General features: G+C 39.4%; 22 protein-coding genes. 14 read left to right on the top strand and 8 right to left on the bottom strand.

The window, feature by feature from the left end; all coding sequences use genetic code 11:
* Window positions 1-97: 97 nt before the first annotated feature.
* On the bottom strand, window positions 98-436 hold the full coding sequence (locus JOD03_RS09240; protein WP_204590550.1) for a YflT domain-containing protein: 339 nt from the start codon (window positions 434-436) through the stop codon (window positions 98-100).
* 180 nt (window positions 437-616) lie between these two features.
* On the opposite strand from JOD03_RS09240, the gene JOD03_RS09235 reads away from it, so the two are divergent.
* From JOD03_RS09235 to JOD03_RS09225, 3 genes are read left to right on the top strand one after another with little or no spacing between them, the layout of a single operon-like run.
* Window positions 617-1,174: a DUF2179 domain-containing protein gene (locus JOD03_RS09235; protein ID WP_204590549.1), complete on the top strand. Its 558-nt coding sequence runs from the start codon at window positions 617-619 to the stop codon at window positions 1,172-1,174.
* Window positions 1,171-1,797 (top strand): HAD family hydrolase, encoded by a 627-nt coding sequence (locus tag JOD03_RS09230; protein WP_204590548.1) that lies wholly within the window; start codon window positions 1,171-1,173, stop codon window positions 1,795-1,797. Before JOD03_RS09235 ends, JOD03_RS09230 begins: the two co-directional genes overlap by 4 nt.
* Before the next feature lie 56 nt (window positions 1,798-1,853).
* Window positions 1,854-2,144: a hypothetical protein gene (locus JOD03_RS09225; protein ID WP_204590547.1), complete on the top strand. Its 291-nt coding sequence runs from the start codon at window positions 1,854-1,856 to the stop codon at window positions 2,142-2,144.
* Between the two features lie 41 nt (window positions 2,145-2,185).
* Here JOD03_RS09225 and JOD03_RS09220 read toward each other — a convergent pair whose 3' ends face one another.
* Together JOD03_RS09220 and JOD03_RS09215 are read right to left on the bottom strand one after the other, a co-directional pair.
* Window positions 2,186-5,968, bottom strand: coding sequence for a S8 family serine peptidase (locus JOD03_RS09220; protein ID WP_338032459.1), 3,783 nt, complete (start codon window positions 5,966-5,968; stop codon window positions 2,186-2,188).
* Between the two features lie 274 nt (window positions 5,969-6,242).
* Window positions 6,243-7,547 carry a diguanylate cyclase domain-containing protein gene (locus JOD03_RS09215; protein WP_204590546.1) on the bottom strand — a complete coding sequence of 435 codons (1,305 nt, stop codon included), beginning with the start codon at window positions 7,545-7,547 and terminating at the stop codon, window positions 6,243-6,245.
* Between the two features lie 117 nt (window positions 7,548-7,664).
* Between JOD03_RS09215 and JOD03_RS09210 the strand changes: the two genes are divergently transcribed.
* Window positions 7,665-8,093 carry a hypothetical protein gene (locus tag JOD03_RS09210; protein WP_204590545.1) on the top strand — a complete coding sequence of 143 codons (429 nt, stop codon included), beginning with the start codon at window positions 7,665-7,667 and terminating at the stop codon, window positions 8,091-8,093.
* An 8-nt stretch (window positions 8,094-8,101) separates the two neighbouring features.
* Window positions 8,102-8,557 carry a VanZ family protein gene (locus JOD03_RS09205; protein WP_204590544.1) on the top strand — a complete coding sequence of 152 codons (456 nt, stop codon included), beginning with the start codon at window positions 8,102-8,104 and terminating at the stop codon, window positions 8,555-8,557.
* On the opposite strand, the gene JOD03_RS09200 is transcribed toward JOD03_RS09205, so the two are convergent.
* Window positions 8,554-9,114 carry a biotin transporter BioY gene (locus JOD03_RS09200; protein WP_204590543.1) on the bottom strand — a complete coding sequence of 187 codons (561 nt, stop codon included), beginning with the start codon at window positions 9,112-9,114 and terminating at the stop codon, window positions 8,554-8,556. The two genes, JOD03_RS09205 and JOD03_RS09200, sit on opposite strands and share 4 nt — an antisense overlap.
* Before the next feature lie 121 nt (window positions 9,115-9,235).
* Here JOD03_RS09200 and JOD03_RS09195 point away from each other — a divergent pair, with 121 nt between their 5' ends.
* Both JOD03_RS09195 and JOD03_RS09190 read left to right on the top strand, forming a co-directional pair.
* Window positions 9,236-9,766, top strand: a complete 531-nt coding sequence (locus tag JOD03_RS09195) for a CAP domain-containing protein (protein ID WP_204590542.1) — start codon at window positions 9,236-9,238, stop codon at window positions 9,764-9,766.
* A gap of 66 nt (window positions 9,767-9,832) precedes the next feature.
* The gene (locus JOD03_RS09190; protein ID WP_204590541.1) at window positions 9,833-10,246 is read left to right on the top strand and encodes a pyridoxamine 5'-phosphate oxidase family protein; all 414 of its coding nucleotides are present in this window, start codon (window positions 9,833-9,835) and stop codon (window positions 10,244-10,246) included.
* A 662-nt stretch (window positions 10,247-10,908) separates the two neighbouring features.
* Here the strand turns inward: JOD03_RS09190 and JOD03_RS09185 are convergent.
* Both JOD03_RS09185 and JOD03_RS09180 read right to left on the bottom strand, forming a co-directional pair.
* Window positions 10,909-11,367 (bottom strand): GDYXXLXY domain-containing protein, encoded by a 459-nt coding sequence (locus tag JOD03_RS09185; RefSeq protein ID WP_204590540.1) that lies wholly within the window; start codon window positions 11,365-11,367, stop codon window positions 10,909-10,911.
* Window positions 11,364-12,536, bottom strand: a complete 1,173-nt coding sequence (locus JOD03_RS09180) for a DUF2157 domain-containing protein (RefSeq protein ID WP_204590539.1) — start codon at window positions 12,534-12,536, stop codon at window positions 11,364-11,366. The genes JOD03_RS09185 and JOD03_RS09180 overlap by 4 nt, the downstream gene beginning before the upstream one ends.
* Before the next feature lie 108 nt (window positions 12,537-12,644).
* Here JOD03_RS09180 and pcp point away from each other — a divergent pair, with 108 nt between their 5' ends.
* The 3 genes from pcp (at window position 12,645) to JOD03_RS09165 (ending at window position 15,366) form a co-directional block, all read left to right on the top strand.
* Window positions 12,645-13,253, top strand: a complete 609-nt coding sequence (gene pcp, locus JOD03_RS09175) for a pyroglutamyl-peptidase I (RefSeq protein ID WP_204590538.1) — start codon at window positions 12,645-12,647, stop codon at window positions 13,251-13,253.
* An 11-nt stretch (window positions 13,254-13,264) separates the two neighbouring features.
* Entirely contained in the window at window positions 13,265-14,968 is a 1,704-nt protein-coding gene (locus JOD03_RS09170) for a phospho-sugar mutase (protein WP_204590537.1), read from the top strand.
* An 86-nt stretch (window positions 14,969-15,054) separates the two neighbouring features.
* The gene (locus JOD03_RS09165) at window positions 15,055-15,366 is read left to right on the top strand and encodes a helix-turn-helix domain-containing protein (RefSeq protein ID WP_204590536.1); all 312 of its coding nucleotides are present in this window, start codon (window positions 15,055-15,057) and stop codon (window positions 15,364-15,366) included.
* Window positions 15,367-15,430: 64 nt separating this feature from the next.
* Here the strand turns inward: JOD03_RS09165 and JOD03_RS09160 are convergent, their stop codons facing one another.
* Window positions 15,431-15,892: a sigma-70 family RNA polymerase sigma factor gene (locus JOD03_RS09160; RefSeq protein WP_204590535.1), complete on the bottom strand. Its 462-nt coding sequence runs from the start codon at window positions 15,890-15,892 to the stop codon at window positions 15,431-15,433.
* A 247-nt stretch (window positions 15,893-16,139) separates the two neighbouring features.
* Here JOD03_RS09160 and JOD03_RS09155 point away from each other — a divergent pair, with 247 nt between their 5' ends.
* On the top strand, window positions 16,140-16,613 hold the full coding sequence (locus JOD03_RS09155; RefSeq protein ID WP_204590534.1) for a competence protein ComK: 474 nt from the start codon (window positions 16,140-16,142) through the stop codon (window positions 16,611-16,613).
* Between the two features lie 38 nt (window positions 16,614-16,651).
* Here JOD03_RS09155 and JOD03_RS09150 read toward each other — a convergent pair whose 3' ends face one another.
* Entirely contained in the window at window positions 16,652-17,965 is a 1,314-nt protein-coding gene (locus JOD03_RS09150) for a S8 family peptidase (RefSeq protein ID WP_204590587.1), read from the bottom strand.
* A gap of 452 nt (window positions 17,966-18,417) precedes the next feature.
* On the opposite strand from JOD03_RS09150, the gene JOD03_RS09145 reads away from it, so the two are divergent.
* From JOD03_RS09145 to JOD03_RS09135, 3 genes are all read left to right on the top strand, one after another.
* Entirely contained in the window at window positions 18,418-19,635 is a 1,218-nt protein-coding gene (locus JOD03_RS09145; RefSeq protein WP_204590533.1) for a helix-turn-helix domain-containing protein, read from the top strand.
* A 17-nt stretch (window positions 19,636-19,652) separates the two neighbouring features.
* On the top strand, window positions 19,653-19,805 hold the full coding sequence (locus JOD03_RS09140) for a hypothetical protein (RefSeq protein ID WP_204590532.1): 153 nt from the start codon (window positions 19,653-19,655) through the stop codon (window positions 19,803-19,805).
* Between the two features lie 129 nt (window positions 19,806-19,934).
* Window positions 19,935-21,146: a tetratricopeptide repeat protein gene (locus tag JOD03_RS09135; RefSeq protein WP_204590531.1), complete on the top strand. Its 1,212-nt coding sequence runs from the start codon at window positions 19,935-19,937 to the stop codon at window positions 21,144-21,146.
* Window positions 21,147-21,240 lie beyond the last annotated feature (94 nt).

The following is a 21,240-nucleotide window of genomic DNA, read 5'->3' as shown; positions in this document are numbered from 1 at the left end:
CGTACTACTTAGTGCCAACCATTGTCTGGCATAGAAAAGAGCGCTGTCCAACCAGCGCTCTTTTTGTATGCATTTAGTTAAGGCAGCTTTTAGTGCTTTAGAGCGGGCGTCTACCGTATTCCCGGTCCGCATAAAGCAAATGCTTTCCATTGTTAACATCATCATAATATTGTTTTCGTTCACTTTCCTCAAAACTCATGCGATTAAAATGTTCATTTGACTCATCGTCTCCGGTAACAAATTCTTTGAATTTCTCCCATAGACCTTCTTTTTCATGGCCTTCATGGTCATTGTGACCTCTATAAATACTCATCCGGTCCTCGCGTTTTGACATAACATACATGTCTTCATCCGTATATCCCTCTGCACGTAATCTATCCATTTCATTTTGAAGGTCTTGCTCATTGTCAAACGTTCTGTAATAACGATTTTCCATAAATGAATTGCCTCCTTGTTTTTTAGGAATGTGAAAATGTGCTGCCACTCCTACAGTTCCACCGCTACTCAATACGTAAACTTGCAATCCAAAAATAGGGAGTATATTCCTAAGTTCTTGCATGGGGTGAAGATGTACTGGTAGACTAGACAAATCAAAACCGATTAAGGAAGTGGTTAAATGGTGGATGCTGTGATTATCTTTATCGCACAGCTGATCTATGTTCCAATACTTACATTACGAACTATCATGATGGTTAAGGGAATGAAAGCAAAAGCAGCTAGCTTTGGAATATTAGAAGGAATTATCTATGTAGTAGCTCTTGGAATCGTATTTAGTGATCTTTCAAACTATATGAATATGGTTTCTTATGCACTAGGTTTCGGTATAGGGATTTATTTAGGCCAAACCCTCGAGCAACGACTTGCAATAGGATTTGTTTCATTGGAAGTAAATGTGATGAACAAGAATGAAGAAATGATTGATCGACTTCGCAGTGAAGGGTTTAGTGTTTCAACATCTGAAGTGGAGGGGATGAATGAAGCACGACGTTACCGCCTAGACTGTACGGCTAGACGTGACAGAGAGCAAGAATTTATTCGAATCGTCAGTGAGTATGAACCTAATGCATTTATCGTCTCGTATGAGCCTCGTAACTTTAAAGGCGGATATATTACAAAGTCAATGAAACGGAATCGGAAACTCGCAAAAGAGAAGCAGCAGGGAGGTGCACAATGAAAAGCATTATTTTTGATTTAGACGGTACGCTGTGGGATTCTCGTCAGACGATCGCAGAAGCCTGGACGGAAGCCATCCAACACCATATCCCAGACCATTCTGGATTTACGAAAGAAGACATCGGGAATTTAATGGGCTTGCAAATACCCGTCATTGCGGAGAAGTTATTTCCAGATGAAACACTTGAACGCCGCAAACAGTTAATGGATGCTTGTGCGGTAGTTGATCAGAAACTGATTCGCCAAAAGGGTGGAAAGCTATTTGATCATTTAGAAGCAACTTTAAAACTACTAGCCAAACAACATGACCTCTATATTGTCTCGAACTGTGAAGACGGCTACATTGAAGCATTTTACGAAGCACATGGCTTAGAATCTTATTTTAAAGACTATGAAAATCCTGGTCGAACAGGCTTGTCTAAAGGGGAAAATATACTCCTCGTAATGGAACGGAATTCAATTGATCAAGCAGTTTATGTAGGAGATACACAAGGTGATCTCGACGCAGCTCGCCACGCAGGAATTCCATTTATCTTTGCAAGTTACGGGTTTGGAACACCTGAAGACTATGATGAAAAGATAACTACGTTTAAAGAACTAGTTAAATTGATGGACACTAAATGAAACCATTTCATTTATCAACCGTATAGTTAGTCATCATACTTAAAGGAGCGAACATTATGAGTAATTTACGCGTTGCAAAGATCATTGCATTGATTTTTCAAGTGATTTTAGCGATTCCTATTCTTGGAGGAACGATAGTAGTTTCAACAGGGTATAGTGCTCTTGGACTTGGCTTTGTCATTCACGCTGTTGTATTAGTTTTAGCGCTTAAAAACAATGGAGCAAAACTTGGGGCGATATTTGGAATGGTCACGAGCGTAATCGCTTGGATTCCATTCGTTGGATGGGCATTCCATACAATCACTGCTGTGATTTATGCGCTTGAAGTTTTAACAAGAAAAGAATAATTAGAAAAAGCCGCCAGCGCTGGCGGCTTTTTTTATTGAGTTTATTTCTTACCTTTAGAAGATTTATCAATAGTGACCTTAAACTCAGTTTCGTTCCCAGCCAAATCAACTGCTTTAATGGTTGCAGTTGTAGATGCACCTGTTAATGGAACGGATAAAGTTGTAGTACGAGAGAAAGGAGTCATGCCATAAGGCTCTGATTGAGCATTGTAATAAATCTCACTATCATTGAGATATAAACGAATTTCATCAAAATTGTCTTTGACCGTTACTGGTAACTCGAAACTTGTTGCATTAGAAGCAGCTACAAACTTCTTCGTTTTTGTAGAAATTGTAGCAGGAGTCGTGTCAACGAAAATTTGTCGTTGAACAGAAGTTTCATTACCTTCATCATCTAAAGCTTCTACCCGTAGAACATGTACACCGTCTTTAAACGATAGAGGCGCTGAATAATTCAGACCATCAAAACTCGCAATTTGACCGTTTACCTTGACGGACACTACTTTAGAGTTGTCTGTTACTTGACCTGTTACCACAACATTTTTTTGACTGCTTACGGAGAAGAAACCAGGTGATTTAATTGATACAACCGGTGCATCATAACTAGATTTCCATGTCTCATCTTGCGTTGAATCTGGTTCTACCGGTGTGGATGGAGTTGTAGAATCACTGTTGTCTACTGATTCTCCAACAATTTGACTTGAACTTGAATTACCAGCAACATCCCAAACCACTAGTTGTACTGATGAACCTTCAAATTCATTCAAATCAATTGTTTCAATAGTAGAATAGATTGTTTTTGCCACCTTACCATCAACCACTACTTCCAGTCGATCAAAGCCAGAACCTTCTTCTCGAATATCGAGATTTACTAATTGCGTATCACCGTCATAATCTGTGTATAATTCTGGAGATGTTGTATCCAAGTAAAGACTATATTCTTTAACTTGCCACTGAGCATCCTTGAAATCAACTTTTGCTTTCAACTGAATTTTGTATTGACCATCTTGTGCAATAGTTCCATTCAGTTTGCCATCCCACGAGTATCCCGAATTAAATACATAAGGATTTGACGCGATGTAATTCTTTCTTAAATCATAATCGTTACGTAGCGTTCTTACTACTTGACCCGTAGCGTCCACCACATTTACTTGGAATTCCTTTGCATTTCTCATTAACGACAAAATCGGCTGTACTGTATCTTGTCGCCCATCCCCATTTGGAGAGAAAGCAAATGAGTTAGGATCTACACTATCCTCAGCTGATGACTTACCTAATAAAGGTGATAAACCATTCGCAGTTGGCGTATAAAGGCCTTGGAAGCCCCAGAACGTGTCTTCTTCTTCCCATAAATCATTATCGAAGATAGGTGCATCATCCCATGACCCGTTAAATCCGAAGAATGGAACTACAAGAGGCTGTAGGACTTCATCTTCTTCAGTTGGGGTTGCATCTGTAAGTGTTACAAATCCATCAATAAAATAGCCATTTGTGAAGTAATCTTTTAACCATTGGGAGTAGGAAGCGTCAACAACAAATTTCAGTTCCTTCGACTCTTTTCCTTTTAGTGTAATTGAATTTTCGAAGTTTGCTTTATACTCGTAAGAATCTTCTTCAGAGTTTTCAGTTCCTTCTGTAAATACATAAGAGCCGTATCTAGAGTCATTTGAAATAGTTACAAATTTACCGCCGCCAACGTTTACTGGTGCATCAGATTGCAGCTGTAATCCCACGTTATATGTTTTTTCAGTTTTTCCAAAGTTTTCAACATTCAAAGTGAATTCAAATTTGCCATTTTCAATTTCTTTTAAAGCAACCTTTGCTTCACCTGTTTCTTTATTAGTTACTAGCACATCTGTTTCTAAAGCATTCGCTAGTTGCATAATCCCAGCACCTTGGCGACGAGGCGAAACGTATTCACCTGGAGTCAATTCGATAGGCTTTGCTGTGTTCATCAACAAGTTTTTAGCAAGTAATGATCGTTTTGCACCTTTTGCTTTAAATTCGCGATCAACTCTCTCTAATACTAAGGCCGAACCACCTGCTACATGAGGAGCAGCCATAGAAGTACCTGACATTAAACCATACGTATCGTTATTTAATGTAGAATAAATATTTCCACCAGGAGCAGTGATTTCTGGTTTAAAGTCTAAGTTTGGTGTAGGCCCCCATGATGTAAATGAACTCATTTTACCTGCTTCTGGGTTAGCAGTGTTAACGATTCTACCATCAAAAGTTACAGATACTTTATTACCAGCAGTCAGTTCATTTTTCATCGCCAATCCATCTGTTTGTAGAGCAGACATATACGGAATTGTGATAGAAGGGTCTGACGCCATGTTAATTGTACCGGCAGCATTATTGTAAACAATTACACCTGCTGCTCCGGCGTTCAGTGCATTCAAACCTTTTTCAACAAATGAAATTTGACCACGTGATACAAGTGCATATTTGCCTGAGAGGTCTTTTCCATTGAAATCCTCAGGTAAACCGAAACCTGCATCAACTAATTCAAACTCAGTATCTGCTTTAGGTTCTACATCGTTTGCCAATAAATAAAGTGCCTCTCCAGCATCCGCACCATTCACCTGATAACTAAAACCTTTAGCAGCTAGAACTGAATTCTCAAACGAAGCTACTCCGAACGAATCTTTCGAAACGGAAGGAGATCCAGTTAGTCCATAATCTTGGTTTTCAGTAGAAGGATACCAAGTTCCTGAACCAAACATGTCCGAATTTCCAGCAGAAATCGATACAATCATTCCGTTCTTTTGAGCACGAGAAACTGCCTGTTGCTCTGGACTATCGCCATTTTGGTATCCAGCAGTAGATCCAAGTGACATATTTATTACATCTGCACCTAACTTTATTGCATCATCAATTGCTTTTACATAAATATCACCGAATGTTGAAGGAAATTCAGGGTCGTTACCAAATACTTTTAAAGCGAGAATCTGGGATTCTGGTGCAACGCCTTTAATTCCTCCATTGGATTCATCACCATTTGCTCCGACTGTTCCAGAAACATGTTGTCCATGCATACTTGCTCCAGGGCCTAGGTCGCGAACTTCTGTATTATCATCCATATAGTTATAGCCAAATGGAATTTTATCACTGAAGTATTTTCCAGCTTCAATTTTTCCCTGGCGAACTAACTTTGAAATCTCCTTAGATTCTAATTCTTCATTCGTATCTTCTGAGAGAACAAAGTCTCTATGTGAAGGGTCAATTCCTGAGTCAATAACACCAATGACCATACCTTCACCTTTAAAGTTGTACTGTTCCCATGCCAGCTGTGCTTGAACGAGCTCTTTAGAACTTGTCATTTCCGGCGTTTCAACAGGACGTGTATATTCAAGGGCTTCATAAACTGCTTTGACACCTTCAACATCTGCTAAGTTTTCTAATTCTTTAGCTGTAACTTCAGCAGAGAAGCCATTGAAAGCGGTTGTAAATTCTTGTTTAAACTGAATTCCTTTTACTTTCTTCTTAGCATTTTCTTTAACTTTATTTTGTTTACCTTTAATTTTAGTTTCTATGGCAGTTTGTTCAGTTTCCGACAGGTCTTTGTATCGTTTACCTAGTTTAGTGGCCTCTTCAATTCCAGGAGCTTCCTCCATTTCTACAATTACTCGAACAACTTCATTTTCATCTTGTGGTACTTGAAGAAGCAAATTTGTAGGCAATTGAGGCTTTTGTTGAGAAAAGCTTGAAATGTGTTTAGATAGTTCAGTGGAAGCTTGTGAAGAAGGAGCTCCGAATGAAGCTGTGCTTAATGCTAATGCTGTAGCCATAGCGATAACGATAGTTTTTTTCTGATTCACTAAATTTCCCCCTGTTAGTAGTTTGAATTGCGTAACAATTAAAAATTTACCATAAACTAACTATAATTTATCGTTACATAAGTGTTACAAATATTAAGAATAAATTAAATTTTTCAATCTTAATTCAGATAGCTTATTGACAAAAAATCACCTGCGAAGAAAGTATAACGAAATTAAACAGTTTTTTATTTATCTTGATTCAAAAGGTGGAGATGTAATTTATAAGAGAATTAAAAAACTTGGCATTTAGCCAAGTTTTATACGTTATTCATTCTTACTTGTAGAGCCTGAATCCAATCCCTGGACCTTCTTTGATTTCATAAAGTGCATAATCGGCTTCGTTTAAAAGTTGATTTTTATTTTTAGCGGTCCCTGGAAAGTGGGAGCAGCCAATTCCTACTCTTATTGAAATTTCTTTTCCTCGATAATAAAAGGGCTGTTCAAATTGAGAGAGAATACGAGATGCCAAGTTATTGATTATATCTAACTCTTTTATATGAGGCACAATAATCGCAAATTCGTCGCCTCCGAAGCGTGCTACCATATCCTGATCTCGAACAACTTGTTCCAGTCGATGTGCGGTTTCACGAATAACAGCATCTCCCGTGTCATGGCCAAATTCATCATTGATGCGCTTGAATTTGTATCCATCTAATAAGAACACGGCAACATAGTCTCCGGTTTGGCCTGCTTGTTCAAGTAAATAGTCAAGACGGTCATCAAAAGCGCGACGATTCGGGAGGCCGGAAAGATGATCGATAAACGCCATTCGTTGCAACTCATCTTGAATAGTTGTTTCAACTGTTGCGTCACGCACTAACACATACCAGCCTTGGCGAGTGGTTGCAATAAGAATAGGTATAAATTTCACTTTGATGTAGTGCCGCTCGATTTGATTCCGTAGTGTAATCCAGAGCTCATGTTGTGAATTTTTCATAGGTTTTGGATCAGTAGTGAACCATTCTGAAAAAAAGTTTGTTGTAAACCAGTCAGATAGGTAAGTGGATTGTATTTCATCTGATGTTCCCTTTAAAAAGCGTTTTGCTTCAGGATTACATTTCACGATTTTTCCATTATCATCTACTTGGAAGATCGCTTCATTATTGTATTCGATCAACGATTCCAATCGCAGTCTTTCTTCTTCTAGTTCTTTTTGGGCTATTTTTAAATTCTGCAATGCTTGCTCATGGCTTGTGATGTCACGTACAATTGCAAGAATAAAGTGAAGGTTGTGCTCTTTCATATACACAGGAGTAAGCAAGCTCTCACCAATGATTTGTTGTCCCCTATGTTCGATAGGTGCAGTGAAAAGGACTTTCTCTTGAGTGATCCTTGCTTCTTCATAATAAGAAAACAGGCGTTTGTAAGCACTTTCAGAAACAACATCATGTAAGTAGACCGGGTTAGACAAATCAGGCAAATTCACTGTATCTTTAGCCGCTCTATTTGCATAAATGTATTCATAGTCTTTGCCAGTGAACCGCATCACAAACAATAAGTCATCTATTTGATCAAATGCTTGGGTCATGAGCGATAAAAAATCAGACTCAAGCTCATGGAAAATTCGATGGATTCGCACTGCCTCACCTCCGACTCTAGTTAAAGTCTATTATGCCATAGAAAGAAACTAGGAATGTAACTTTTTGATAAGTATAATAAGAGTGATTCAAAATACTAATTAGATAGGATAGATTTTGTGAAAATTTCTAAGCGTACCAAGATTTCTCTACTAGTAGTTCTCTTATTACTTGCAGCTGTTTCCGTGACTATTCCTTTCTTATTTATTTTTTTCACAGTACCAATCTCACTCGTGGCAGTAGGTTATTTTACAACGAAGAAAGTCTTACCTAAATTACCAGAGGGCATGTTGTCTATTTTAATCAGTGTTCTTGCTGGTGGCGTCAGTGTTTTTCTAAGTGCGATTGTTTTGTATACGATTGTTGAGATGGGATACAATGGAAAGAGTAATGAAGAACTTGATCGACTAGATGTTTTAATGTCGGCAGGTGAAACAGCAAGAAACGTAACTGTATTTTTAGCCTTTTTATTTAGTTATCTAAATTTCATCAAATACCTTGATGCGAAGAGAGAAAAGAAAGTAAAGGAAAAGCAACAGAAGAAATGAGGAACATTGTGTCAAAAAAGTTTTGGTGGTCTATCGTAGTAATTTATATGAGTGGTATTTTTTATTTTTCCCATCAACCAGCTGATGTATCAAATGAGTTAAGTACGGGCATTACACAAATGATTATAGAAACAATTCAAAGTCTAACACGACAAGATTCGTATTCTATGGAAACAATTAATTATCTGCTTCGAAAGTCAACACACTTTGTAGCATACTTTGGACTCGCTCTTATTTTATGGCTAGCACTTGATCGTTCTAAAAAAAGATATTTGTACGCATGGGGATTTGCTACTCTTTATGCAGTAACGGATGAGTTTCATCAGCTATTTGTAGATGGACGAGGAGGACAAGCGAAGGACGTAGCAATAGATAGCTTAGGAGCCGCTACAGCTATGCTACTGCTGTATTCAGCAAATAAATTGGTCCGGAAATTCAAATCTCCGGACCGAATGAAGCATTAATTTGTTTGAATCGAAAGCAATCGAGCGCTTTCTAAACGTTTACGAACAGCAATACCTCCTATTGCTGCAAGTACTGCTTTTACTATACCTAGTGGAATAAATGGTGTAACTCCGCCTGCAATGGCTGCTGTCCAAGTTAAGTCTGCAGCAACCTTGAGCCATGCTGTTCCGAAGGCTAACGTGACAATCATCCCAATTAGGTTGGCAATGATTGCTTGTTTTACGGAAAAACTTGTTTTCTCAAGATACCAGCCAATTATAAATGCTGTTGGTAAAAATCCAACTAAATAACCACCAGTTGGACCTACAAGAGAACCTAAGCCGCCACTCATCCCTGCGAATACTGGCGCACCAACTGCTCCAAGCAATAAATAGATTCCTACGGATAAAGTTCCGTAGCGGCTTCCTAGTATTGTTGCTGCTAGTCCAATTGCTAATGTCTGGCCTGTAATTGGGACAGGTGAGAACGGAAGCGGAATTGAAATCTGTGCGAATACCGCAATGATTGCTGCAAATAATGCACTAACAATCATCATCTTTAACTGTTCATTTCTCATGTTGCTCATCCACCTTTATATAAAATGAGTTAACCTATTATTTATTTCGGTTAACACATATTAAGAGTACTGAGATTTTACGCTGGAGTCAAGTAAGTTTTTAAAAGTTAGGGGGAAGAAGATGAGACCATTTGCAAGTAGTGTCTTGTATACCATACTAGTTCTCTTTTTGGCAGGGTGTGTCGTAATTCCTCTTGAATTTGATTTGTCCGAAACAGAAAAGGTGAAAATTGTTCTCCCATCAAGTGTGGAGCCTGTCGATCTTTCCACGTACGAACAATCGCTGCTTGATAAAGTAAACGCAGCACGAGCAGAAGTTGGTGTGGAGCCTCTACTCTATGATCCGAGTGTAGCAAAAGTGGCACAGCTTAAAGCACAGGATTTGCTTACCTCGAATTATTTTGATCATGTATCGCCCACTTATGGCGGACCTAGCGATATGTTGACCCAATTCGGAATTAAGTGGCGTGCGTCTGGGGAAAACATTGCGGCGGGGCAACGTTCAGTAGAGGAAGTACATGAAGGATGGATGAACAGTCCAGGCCATTATGAAAACATCGTCAGTCCTTTATTCACTCATATCGGGTTTGGATATACAGAAGGCGGCGGAGACTATGGAACCTATTGGGTGCAGATGTTTACCGCCTACTAACCGGGCGTTTATTTCCTTTAGAGAAGGGAATACTTTTACTAATTCGAGTAAAGGGAGTGGTGGATGATGGAGGCAAAACAAACGGCATTACGAATTTTAGAGGAAAGTCGCTTAGGAACAATGGCAACGGTTAGTGAAGGAAAGCCACATAGTCGTTATATGACTTTTTATAATGAAGAATTTACATTGTATACACCTACAAGTAAAGGTTCTGAAAAAGTAGATGAGCTTGAATCTAATCCTTATACACATATTTTAATCGGTTATGATGGGGAAGGTTTTGGAGATGCGTATTTGGAGATTTTAGGTCGCATTTCGATATCTGAAGATGATAGTTTGAAAGAGAAAATTTGGAATGACGGGATGAAAACTTGGTTTGACGGTCCGAATGATCCAAATCTCGTGATTTTAAAGGTTACTCCTGAGTCTGCACGTTTAATGAATAAAAAAGGCGAAAAGCCGCAAGACCTATCGCTTTAAAAATTTATTTGTTTTTCATAATCAATACCATGAGCTTAGCGCTTGTGGTATTTTTTGTCTATTACTTGTCACTTTTATGTGCGTTTTAAGCAGTTGAGTTCCATTGCGGGACTGCTTTCCGAGGGCGCGTCGTGAGCCTCCTCGGCCCAAGATCACGCCTGTGGGGTCTCACGTTCCGCTTTTGATCCCTTCGGAGTCAGCCCCTCCACTCCACCCAACTTTAATCACATCAAGAATGTTGCCTAATGAACACATGCTCAGTTTGATTTTAAAGCTTTTATCGAAACTCAAATAGTTTTCATAGTACTCGCTGTCCTCAACTATGTTTGTTAAGATGCTGAATCGAGCCTTGCATTAGCACAGCTCGTTTGATACTAAGTTAGTAAGAGCAAGATAGTCTAGTTTTGTAAACAGCTAGAGGCGGAGCCGACTCAGCCAAATATGGAAGGAACAACTTCCTGCAAGAAAGCACTTCAATTAGACGGATTCAGCTGGAGAAGATTGTGTAAGGGGAAACTAAGAAGAATCGCGCTGGGGCCGCTCGAATTGAGCGGCCCCAGTCCTTTTCGTTCTTAATTTGTTCTTGAAAGCAATCATCGGAAGATGAATCAGGCTATTTAAAGTACATTCTGGTTTGCAATCAGTCAGTTTCACATCTAAAGCTACTCCTCCCGCGGTTCTAAATCCACCGGACGAATAGTTCCCCACGGACTGACATAAATAGTGGCTTTCAAATCAACAGCCTCTTCTAGCACCAGACCTTGTCCCTGTTCTACATAAAACTGTTCCAAATTCTCTACGGACACCCTATTCCCCCAATAGGTGCCATCAAGCGCTCCGAAGAAATTCTCTGCCTCTATTCGATCTATCGTAGCATACCCATCTTCTCCTTCAGTCAATGAAAAGTGAACTCGATCTCCATCTTGAAAGCCTGCATCCCGAACTGCATCATTAATGTCCGGATATTGAAGAAGAACATATTCTCCATAGAACGGATCCCAAGGGTCATACGGTTCAGCACGTAATACAAACTCATCACCAAACCAAGTCGTTGCATAATAGCTGAGTAGAATAGCGCCTACTGCAAGTGTTTGAATAAGTGGTAAACTGAACTTTTTCATTGTGCAGCACCTTCTTTCCGGCGGTTCAACCACCAGCCGATTCCTGCAAGAACAAACAATAAAATCGCGCCCAGTAAGAAGAACAATGCCATATCAAGTCGTTGCCATGCATAAATGAAGTAAATGACAAATTGGATCAAAATAAAGAACAAGAATCCGCTTTTTAACGATCGGCCCTCGCGCTGTGCGAAGAATAAATAGCCAAAACCGAGTAGTTCGGCCAAAATCGTTAAGCCGATTGCCGTCTCATCAAAGAGAAGTAAACCAATCACGCCAAGTGCTGCTACCCATACAATTTGTCGGTCCTTCTGCCATGCGAAGAATCCAAATAGAAGGGCAACTACTGCTAGAGCACCGGATTCTAACCAACTCAAATCGACCAATGAAAAATCAGTTTCAGCTCTCGCAATGAGATATCCAATTCCAGTAATCGCTGCAATGACTTGAATCAATGGACGGATAACTAGTTTTTTGTCTGGTAGAACAAAAACTAGCGCAGCTAATACAAAAAGTGTCCAAAGCGGCCAAAGTGCACTCTCATACTCAACGAGTATCCAAAGAACTAGACCTGCCCCAAACAAATGAAGATAACTAAACGCAATAGCTTCTGGTCGATTCGTCACATAGAAATACGTTGCAGTGATGGCAATGAATACGAGCCATTCAACCCAGCCTACATCAGGCATGAACGAGAATAAGAGTAGTGTCCCCGCTATAAAACTAGCGACAGAAAACAATGGATGTTTCACTAAATAGAGATGAGCTAAAGCTGCTAAATAGGCTAGCCAAGGTAGAATGGAATTTGAAGTAGATAAATGAAATGTTTGAAGAGTCACTAAAACGGCTGCAATAAAGAATGCGTACCCTGTTAAATAGAAAATCAAAGGCTGACCAATCTGCTTCTTTTCAGAAAAGTAAGCAAGTACATACGCAATCCACATGAAGAGAAGAATTGTAACGGTTTTTAAAATGTCTGGAATCACACTCCAGTTTGCTGCTATAAAGCTAAAGACCGCAAGCGTTAGAAAGATGAGACCGATAGAAAGTAATAAAGGGATCTTGCGTTTGACCGGTTGTTTTTCTTCGTACTGAAGAATTGCATTTACAGCCGTTTGATCCAGTATTCCTGCCTGCTGCCACTCCGACAATTTCTTTTGCCAATCGTGCATTTTCTCCACCTCCTACTTGAAGTATACTCCTACTTTTTCACTTTTGCCTATCAAAAATCACCTTATTTTGAGGTATACTGTAGAAGACATAAACGAGGGGGAAAACAGGTGAAAACACTACTATTAACAGGCTTCGAGCCATTCTTATCTTTCTCACTTAATCCGACGATGAAGATAGTAGAAGAGTTACAAGGAGAGGAGATAAATGGCCACAAAATTTGTGGGCGTATACTTCCTGTAGATTTCAATCGGTCCGAAGACGTACTGATTGAACTTTTAAATGAATTGAAACCAGATATACATATCTCTTTAGGACTTGCGGGAGGCCGAACGAAAATAACTCCAGAGCGCATTGCCATCAATAGTAAAGATGGAGATGCCGACAACGAAGGGCACGCGCCCCAAGACGAACCTATTGACCCGAACGGACAAGAAGCATTCTTCTCAACACTTCCCATTCGTCAAATGATTCAAGCCCTAACGGCAGCTGGATACCCAGCAGAGATTTCAAATACTGCAGGTACCTATTTGTGCAACAACATCATGTATGCAGGACGTCGTTACGCAGAGCAGCAAGCACCCACAATGCAATCTGGATTTATCCACATTCCAGCTTCACACGAATTGGCAATTGAGCATGGAAGAGTGCCGAGTTGGTCTCATGACGACCTAGTATCTTCTATCCGCATATGTCTACAAGTAGCTACAGAAAACTAGGAGGACTACCAATGAACGAACTATATAATCGCTGGCTTGAGTCGGAGGCATTAGATGAGGAGTTACGCTTAGAACTACTCGGAATGTCCGACGAACAAAAATTCGATGCATTTTATCAAGAATTAGAATTTGGAACAGGAGGGATGCGGGGAGTGATTGGTGCAGGGACGAATCGGTTGAATATCTTAACCGTTCGCCGTGTTGCTCACGGAATCGCTGCTTATATTCAGTCGCTTGCTCCAGAAGAGAGCGAAAAAGGATTTGTGATTGCCTATGACAATCGAAGAAAATCTCCTGAATTTGCAGCAGAGGTTGCGGCTGTACTAAGTGACTGTAAGATTGAAGTCTATTTGTACGCTGAGCCGAGAACAACGCCTCAACTGTCTTTCTCTGTACGTGAATTAGGGTGCTCGATGGGAATGATGATTACAGCAAGTCACAACCCACCTGAATATAATGGTTTGAAGATCTACGGGCCAGACGGGGCACAGTTAAATCTTGAAGATGCAGAAAAAGTTGTAGCATCTATACAGCAAATTGGTGCACCAGAAAGTTTGGATGCCCCTACTTATGCAAATAAGAATGTAACGAAGATTGGCGACGAGCTAGATACACGGTATTGTTCAAAAGTTGAAACCGTGCTATTCAATAAAGAAAAGCTTCAGTCAACTTCATTGCGCACACTATTTACACCTCTTCACGGGGCTTCAGGATCTACTGTACGAAAAATTGTAGACAACCTACAGGTATCCAACTTTGCCTATGTAGAGGAGCAGATGAAGCCGGACGGAGAATTCCCTACGTTAACATCCGCAAATCCAGAAGATGAAAGTGCATTTGAACTTGCGATTCAATACGGAAAGCACCACCAATCTGACCTTCTAATCGCTGTCGATCCAGATGGTGACCGAGTAGGACTTGCAGTTTGGCATCAAGGATCCTATAAATTATTGAATGGAAATGAGACCGGAGCACTGGCACTACACTTCATTCTTTCCCAACACCAAAAAGCCGGGACTCTACCCGAACATGGTTATATCTACAAAACAATTGTAACTTCGGAAATGGGACGTGCCATCGGTGAGAGTTTTGGCATGACTGTAGAAGATGTTCTTACTGGATTCAAGTTTATTGGGGAGAAAGTTCGAGAAAATGAACACGATCCATCCTATCAGTTTGTATTTGGATATGAAGAAAGCTATGGCTATCTTGCAAAAACATTTGCACGGGACAAAGATGCTATCCAATTAGTATTTATCTTAACGGAAATGGCAAGTTCCTACTTAGAACGTGGAATGACACTTTTAGATGGCTTGGAAGAGTTATATGAAACCTATGGCGTATTTAAAGAAAAATTGATTTCAGTGACAGTGAAAGGGGCAACAGGTGCTGAAAAAATTAGTAAAGCACTTGAAACCGTACGTCAGGAAGAACCTTTTGAGCTAGTAAATAGCGAAGTTCTCTATATAGAAGATTATCTTTCCCAAGTTCAAAAGTCCCGTATAGGTCTAAAACAATTAAGTCTACCAAAAGCTAATGTCCTAAAATTTGTTTTATCTGATGGAACTTGGGTTTGTTTACGCCCTAGTGGTACGGAACCAAAGATAAAGTACTACATTGGCGTACACAAATCGACAATAGAAGAAGCAACTACTAGACTGAATGAAGTAGCTTCTTGGGTCAATAGTTGGATGGAAATGAAATTAAATTCGTAAACTTTCCCAACCCCCAAGTCCTATCTATTTAAAAACTCGGTTGCTATACTTAGTTATAGAAGAATAGAGCTGAGGAGGAATGCATCATGAACAGTACAAGTATTCTTGCAACACGACCGATGGATCAGTCATATGTATCTGGACTAAAAAAACGTTTTCTCGAAACATTAAAGGAAGAATCTATGGTTTTTTCAAGCCATGCACCAAACCGAGTCCACGCAGTCGTTCAAGCCGTTTTTGAATTGATGAATCAAGAACGCGTGGTTGAAGCATCAAAAAGTGAAATTGCAGAACGTGCGGGTTTGACTCTCTACTTCGCTTCTCAAATTTTGAAGCAGCTTGAAAAAGAAGGCTATGTTCTACTACGTCGTGGTATCATGGTCCTCCAATTTAAATAAGACCCCCAAATCACAGTCTCCTACAATAAAGGTGACTGTGATTTTTTATCGTCTCGATTAGAGTCTAAGAGTGATTGAAATACAATTCCCGTAATTGAGACAAAGCCTTTTTCTTTCTCTTTTTTACGCCAGCAGTAGATAAACCGATTGCAGTTGCTATTTCTTCGGCTGTCAAACCGTGAAAATAACTTAAGTAGAGCACTTGTTGATAAGGGAGTGGTAAACTATTGATTACTAATTTTATCTGTTCCGAAACCGCTTCTGCCTCTATAGAAATAAAGTAAGAGTCTTCCATTGGAACATCCTTAAATGATTTTTTTAACTCATCGAGCACACTTCCATACATGCAGCGATAAGCGTACCCTGCAAACGATCCTTTTGACTCTTCATAGTTCATTGATGCTTTCCAAAGTGCAATCATAGCGACTTGACGAAAGGTTTCATGATCTTTATAGATGAACGTTTTACGTAAGATCGAACTAATCATCGGTTGGTAGGCTTCAGCAATTTCTTCAAAAGAGGGCATGTTTTTTGTCCTTTAGTACTTGTACAAGTAGGGTTTTCCTAGGTGAGTCTTACTTTACAGAGTTCCTCTCGTACGTGCGAACAGAGCAAGTGAACGTTTGGGATAGCAAACGTAGTCGTTTACACCACAAAACTACAAATTTGCAAAACGAAACTTTCATAAAATGAGGAAAATTCAGATAAAAGTATTTACTGGCTAAAAATGGAACGCTATACTGAAATTAGTCGGACTTAAGAAGGAGAAGTAAATGAAGATAGGTGAACAGTGGAGATTATCTGGAGTGGATAGTCGATCGATCTATGCTGTGGCAGGATGGTATATACACCCTTTCAAATCAATTATTTTCACCAAAGACGGTGTGCACTATTCAGAATTAACAGCATTTCAAGTGTTAGAAGAATTATGTATTCGCAATGGAGCGTCTTACAAAGGAAGGGAAGAAGCGACGCGCGCTTTAAGTAATCGGCGTTATACGAAGAAAGTACCGGTTTTAATAGCAACACCAGGTGTGGCGGCATTCCCAACGTGCTCTCCGAATCATCTGGATTGTGTATGGTTATTCAATCACTTCATGACCTTCACAAAACTAACGGAATCGAAAACTCAAGTGGAGTTTCTAAATGGAGAAAAAATCTGCGTTAAAGCTTCAGTAGCCATGTTAGAGAAACAGAGGAGTCGAAATTTCAGTGTTGTTGGCTTTTATACACTTCATACATACTAAAAACCCCGTCTGAAGACGGGGTTTTTACATGTAGATTATTATTGAACGCGAGCGTACCCGAAACCTGATGCATAGTCATCGCCGACTGCAGCACCACGGCCACCTAAGATATCATTTGCTCTTGCACGGTTTTGTAAGTTTGTACGTAATGTAGCTGCCGTCCAAGTTGGGTTTTGTGCCCAAACTTTTGCTGCAAGACCTGCCACGTGAGGAGACGCCATAGATGTACCACTGATAGTGTTGTAGCCACCATTGTTCCAAGTAGAGTAGATTGCTGCACCTGGAGCAGAGATTTCAACATCACCAACACCAATTACATAGTCCCCATCTGTTGCTGTGAACCCACGAGAAGAGAAGTCTGCTACGCGAAGCGTTCCGTTTTCTACACGGTTTTCAAGAGCTGCAACAGCGATTGCGTTGCGAAGAGCTCCAGGATAACCGATTGAACCTGCTGCAGGACCAGAGTTCCCAGCTGCTGCAACTACTAGAACACCTTTTCCATATGCATAGTCAACAGCGCTAGAGATTAAGCTGTTGTTAGCAGAAGAACCTAAAGACATGTTGATAACAGTTTTTGTACGAGTAGCTGTTGCTTGATCCGCTGCATGGCGAATCGCTGCTGCGATGTCATCTGAGTACCCTGAACCATTATCACCTAATACTTTGTATGCCCACAGGTCTGAATCTGGAGCAACTCCGTAAAGTCCAAGTTTGTCACTACCGCCGTCTGCTAATGCAGAACCTGCAACGTGCGTACCGTGTCCATTAGCATCGTTACATTGACCATTCGTTAAACCAGCAGCCGTCGTGAAATCTTTACATTGCTCCACAGTGTTCACAAGGTCGATGTGGTTAACATTTACACCTGTATCGAGAACTGCGATGTTAATACCACCGCCACCGCTTGTAGAGGCTAAGTTGTTGTTATTGTAGATTGACTTGATTCCCCAAGGGACTTGTTGTGTAGGTGTTTGCGCTGTTGCCTGAACAGTACCTGGCTTTTTCGCTGCGCGCATGTCAGCTGCTACAGTCACTTGATCAACTTTCGTCACTTTAAGGTTCTTGTTCTTTTGCAATGCAGCAAATTGTTTTTCCGTCATCTCAGTAGAGAATGAGTTGCCATTAGCAAACTCCCAACGTTTCCCGTAAGTTGCTTTAGCGGAATTCAATTGTGCTTTCGATTGACTCATTGTTGATACGCCGCCACTAGAAGCTGATGCTTCAATAAGAACACGAATCTTTTCGCCACCGTTTGCATTCACGTTTACTTCAGCTGCTGCTACACTCGTCATCGAGCCAGCCATGGATAATGCCAGTAATCCACTCATCACGATTGCTTTTGCTTTGTTCATCTTCATACGTCTCTTCTCCTCCACCATTGTCTAATTTTTTCGTCCTCATTATGTAGGACTCCCTTTTTTGGTATCGCTTTGATTCTGCATGTTGGCTACTTTTAACGAGCGAGTGTCCAACCACTCACTCCCTTCATTAGTAGACTCAGTACCAAGGGATACGTTCAAAAGGTTTCGTGCGAGCGATTCAGTGGAATGATAGCGCTAAGCATTCTACTTCACGATTTCGCACAAGCTGTTCCCGATCTTCTTTGCAAAGAGCTGGGTGTGGTGCTGATATGACTATAGCATGGGCAGAATATTTTGTTTATTGGGAAAACTTTAGAGCGAATATTTGTTCTCTTTTCCCAACATTTTCTACTATTTCCCTGTCTATACATTCCATTATTTGTTTTGTTAATTCCGAAAATTTGTTCTAAAATAAAGGAGAGCCGAGGGGAGGTCGAGGAAAAATGAAGATAGGATCCTTAATTAAGTTCCATCGTACAAAGCAAGGTCTTACGCAACAAACCCTTGCAGATGGGATTTGTTCCGTTCCTCATTTGAGTAAGATTGAGAACAACAGCAAAGAAGCCAACGAAGAGACAATTCGCTTACTCTTAGAGCGCCTAAGTATAGACTTGCAGGATGTTGAGAAGTTGGAAGTGGAGATTAAAGAGCTGTTGAAGCAGTTTACAGATCAGATGTATTATGTAGAGCGAGAAGAGGCAGCTAAATCCTATGCTACTCTTAAAAATAAAGAAGATTTGATTCCATTTACTGAGCATCTTTATTTGTATGAATTATACAAAACCCGCTATTTTATATTTATGAATGATCCGGATTCCACAGATAAACAGTTAAAATGGTTACATTCACACAAGCAAAACTTTTCCCAACAAGAGCGCTATTTACATTCTTATATTAGTGCATTAGCTTTATTATTAAGGGGGAAAGTGGAAGAAGCAGACATACAATTTGCTCAGCTAATTGAACAAGCAGTTTTAACTCCAGAATATATTGGTGAAATTAATTACAGCTATTCTTTAATAAAGTCGGGTTTGAATCAATATAGTCCTTCTATATTCTATGGTAAAAATGCTTTACAACAATTTAAAGAGGATTTTAATTTTGTAAGAATTGTAAATACTCAAATGCTATTAGCAGTAAATTATTCAAGGGCGAAGATGTTTAATGAAGCAGAAGAAATATATCGTCATTTAATACGGAATACTCGTGTTTTGCGCATGAACCACTTGTTGCCACAGATATATCATAATATGGGCGATTTGTATCATACTGAAGTAAAGTATGATGAGTCTGTGGATTATTTTAATCAAGCAATGAGGCTATTACCAGAAGAGTCAGAGTTGTATATGCTTTGCCTTTACAATAAAGCAATATCCGAATATGAGGCGGGTAAATTAGAAGAGAGTCACATGAGTTTTCAAAAATTAAATGATATCGCTCTGGCTTCAAAAATAACACATTATCATCTGTTTTCTAATTTCTATTCTCTCTTTATTCAAGAGCAGACGGATCAGGCAATGTTATACCTTGAAAATAAAGTCTTACCTTACACTAAAAAGCAACCTGATCTTCACGAATCGCACTATTATTTTTCACAACTATTAGCAGATTATTTTAAGGAAAAAGGTCAATATGACAAAGCAGTTCAATTATTAGATTAAAAATTAGGGGGATTCATATGAAAAGACGTCTTGTTTTTACCGCCATCTTAGCATTTGCACTTTTCTTCAGTGTAAGTACAGAAATTACTGTATTGGCAGCACCAGATTTTGCTTCACCTCTCGGGGCAGGCAGAGCACCGACTATCCCAATTTTGCCACCAATTGATTGATTCTAAAGAGGCCTAGGCCTCTTTTTTTTATTGTTTTTCGTCTAATTGAATATCTAATTGGAAAATATTCCTTTGTGTAGATGACTATTTTCTACTATCATTAGACAAAAAGGTAAAGTAGGCATAGACATGAACTATAAATTATTTATAACTGATCAACTGGAAGAACAGTCTCTTTACTATGATCCCGCTTCCTCCTTATATTCAAAATTAACAAGTGATGAAGACTTATCAGATAAAGAGTTAGATACATTATTAAAACGAATTGGTTATTCTAAACAAATGATTAACCAAAAGTTAAATCACATAAAAAACCTTCTAAATCTATTAACTAAACACTTGATATACACAGATTATGATAAAGCCGAATTTGTATATTCGGAAATAACGGCTTACGCAGATTTTATTTCCTATACGCCACATCACGTAATGGCTTTATTACTTAAAAACCGTTTCCACATTGCAAAGTATGAATACGATAAGATTCCGCAAATTCATAAAGCATTAAAGAAAAAACGTAAAGAGTTTACACCACTAGAAGAACTTCTATATGAGTACTTGTTGGGTCTGCATGAGATGTTAAAAGGGGAACTAGCTTCGGCAAATGATAGACTAGACCATGTAATTCAGAGTACACCAACATTGTTTGGTTTTGAGGGGGAGGTCTACTATCATTTAAGTATTGTGAAAACCTATTTAGAAGAGCCAAGTAGAGCTATTTATTATGGGAAAAAGGCTTTGGACTATTTAAGTCAGCAGTACAATTACAAAAGGATTCTTCATGCTCAGATGTCTTTAGCTATTAATTGTGCACATGCAAAGATTTATGAAGATGCAGCAGAGTATTATGAACATCTACTCCGTAATGCGCAATTGCTTAACCAGCAAGAGCTGATTCCACATATTTATCACAATATGGGGGATTTATATTATAAGATGGGCAATTATTCGATGGCATTAGCTTACTTTAATATGGCAGTGAATCATTATGGAAAAGAAGATCTTCAATTTGGAAATTGCCTGTTTAACTTAGGATTAACGGAGTTAGAGTTGAAGAAGAAGGATGATGCTAAAGCTACATTTACAAGACTTCTAGAAGTTTCAGAGAGATTTGGATTTGAAAACTTCAGAATCTATGCGAATTACTATCTATTAGAATTAGATGGGCAGATAGAGGAAAGCATGAAGTATTTAGAAAATGTCTTACTTCCTTATACATCTGCAACACCCACAGAGAAGACTGTGCATTTGTTATTCTCCGACATGCTCGTCCGCTATTACAAAAACAAAGGCCAATACAAAAAGGCATTCAGTTATATAACCGATGATAAATATAAATAAAAAAGAGGCTGGGACAAAACTCGGCCGATAATATAAAAAATGGTCATCGCGATTGAGTGATGACCATTTTTTATGGGTAATTTCAAATATGCGG

It is taken from the genome of Chryseomicrobium aureum, assembly GCF_016909155.1.
Lineage (GTDB): Bacteria > Bacillota > Bacilli > Bacillales_A > Planococcaceae > Chryseomicrobium > Chryseomicrobium aureum.
This window is presented reverse-complemented; position numbering and strand designations above follow the sequence as displayed.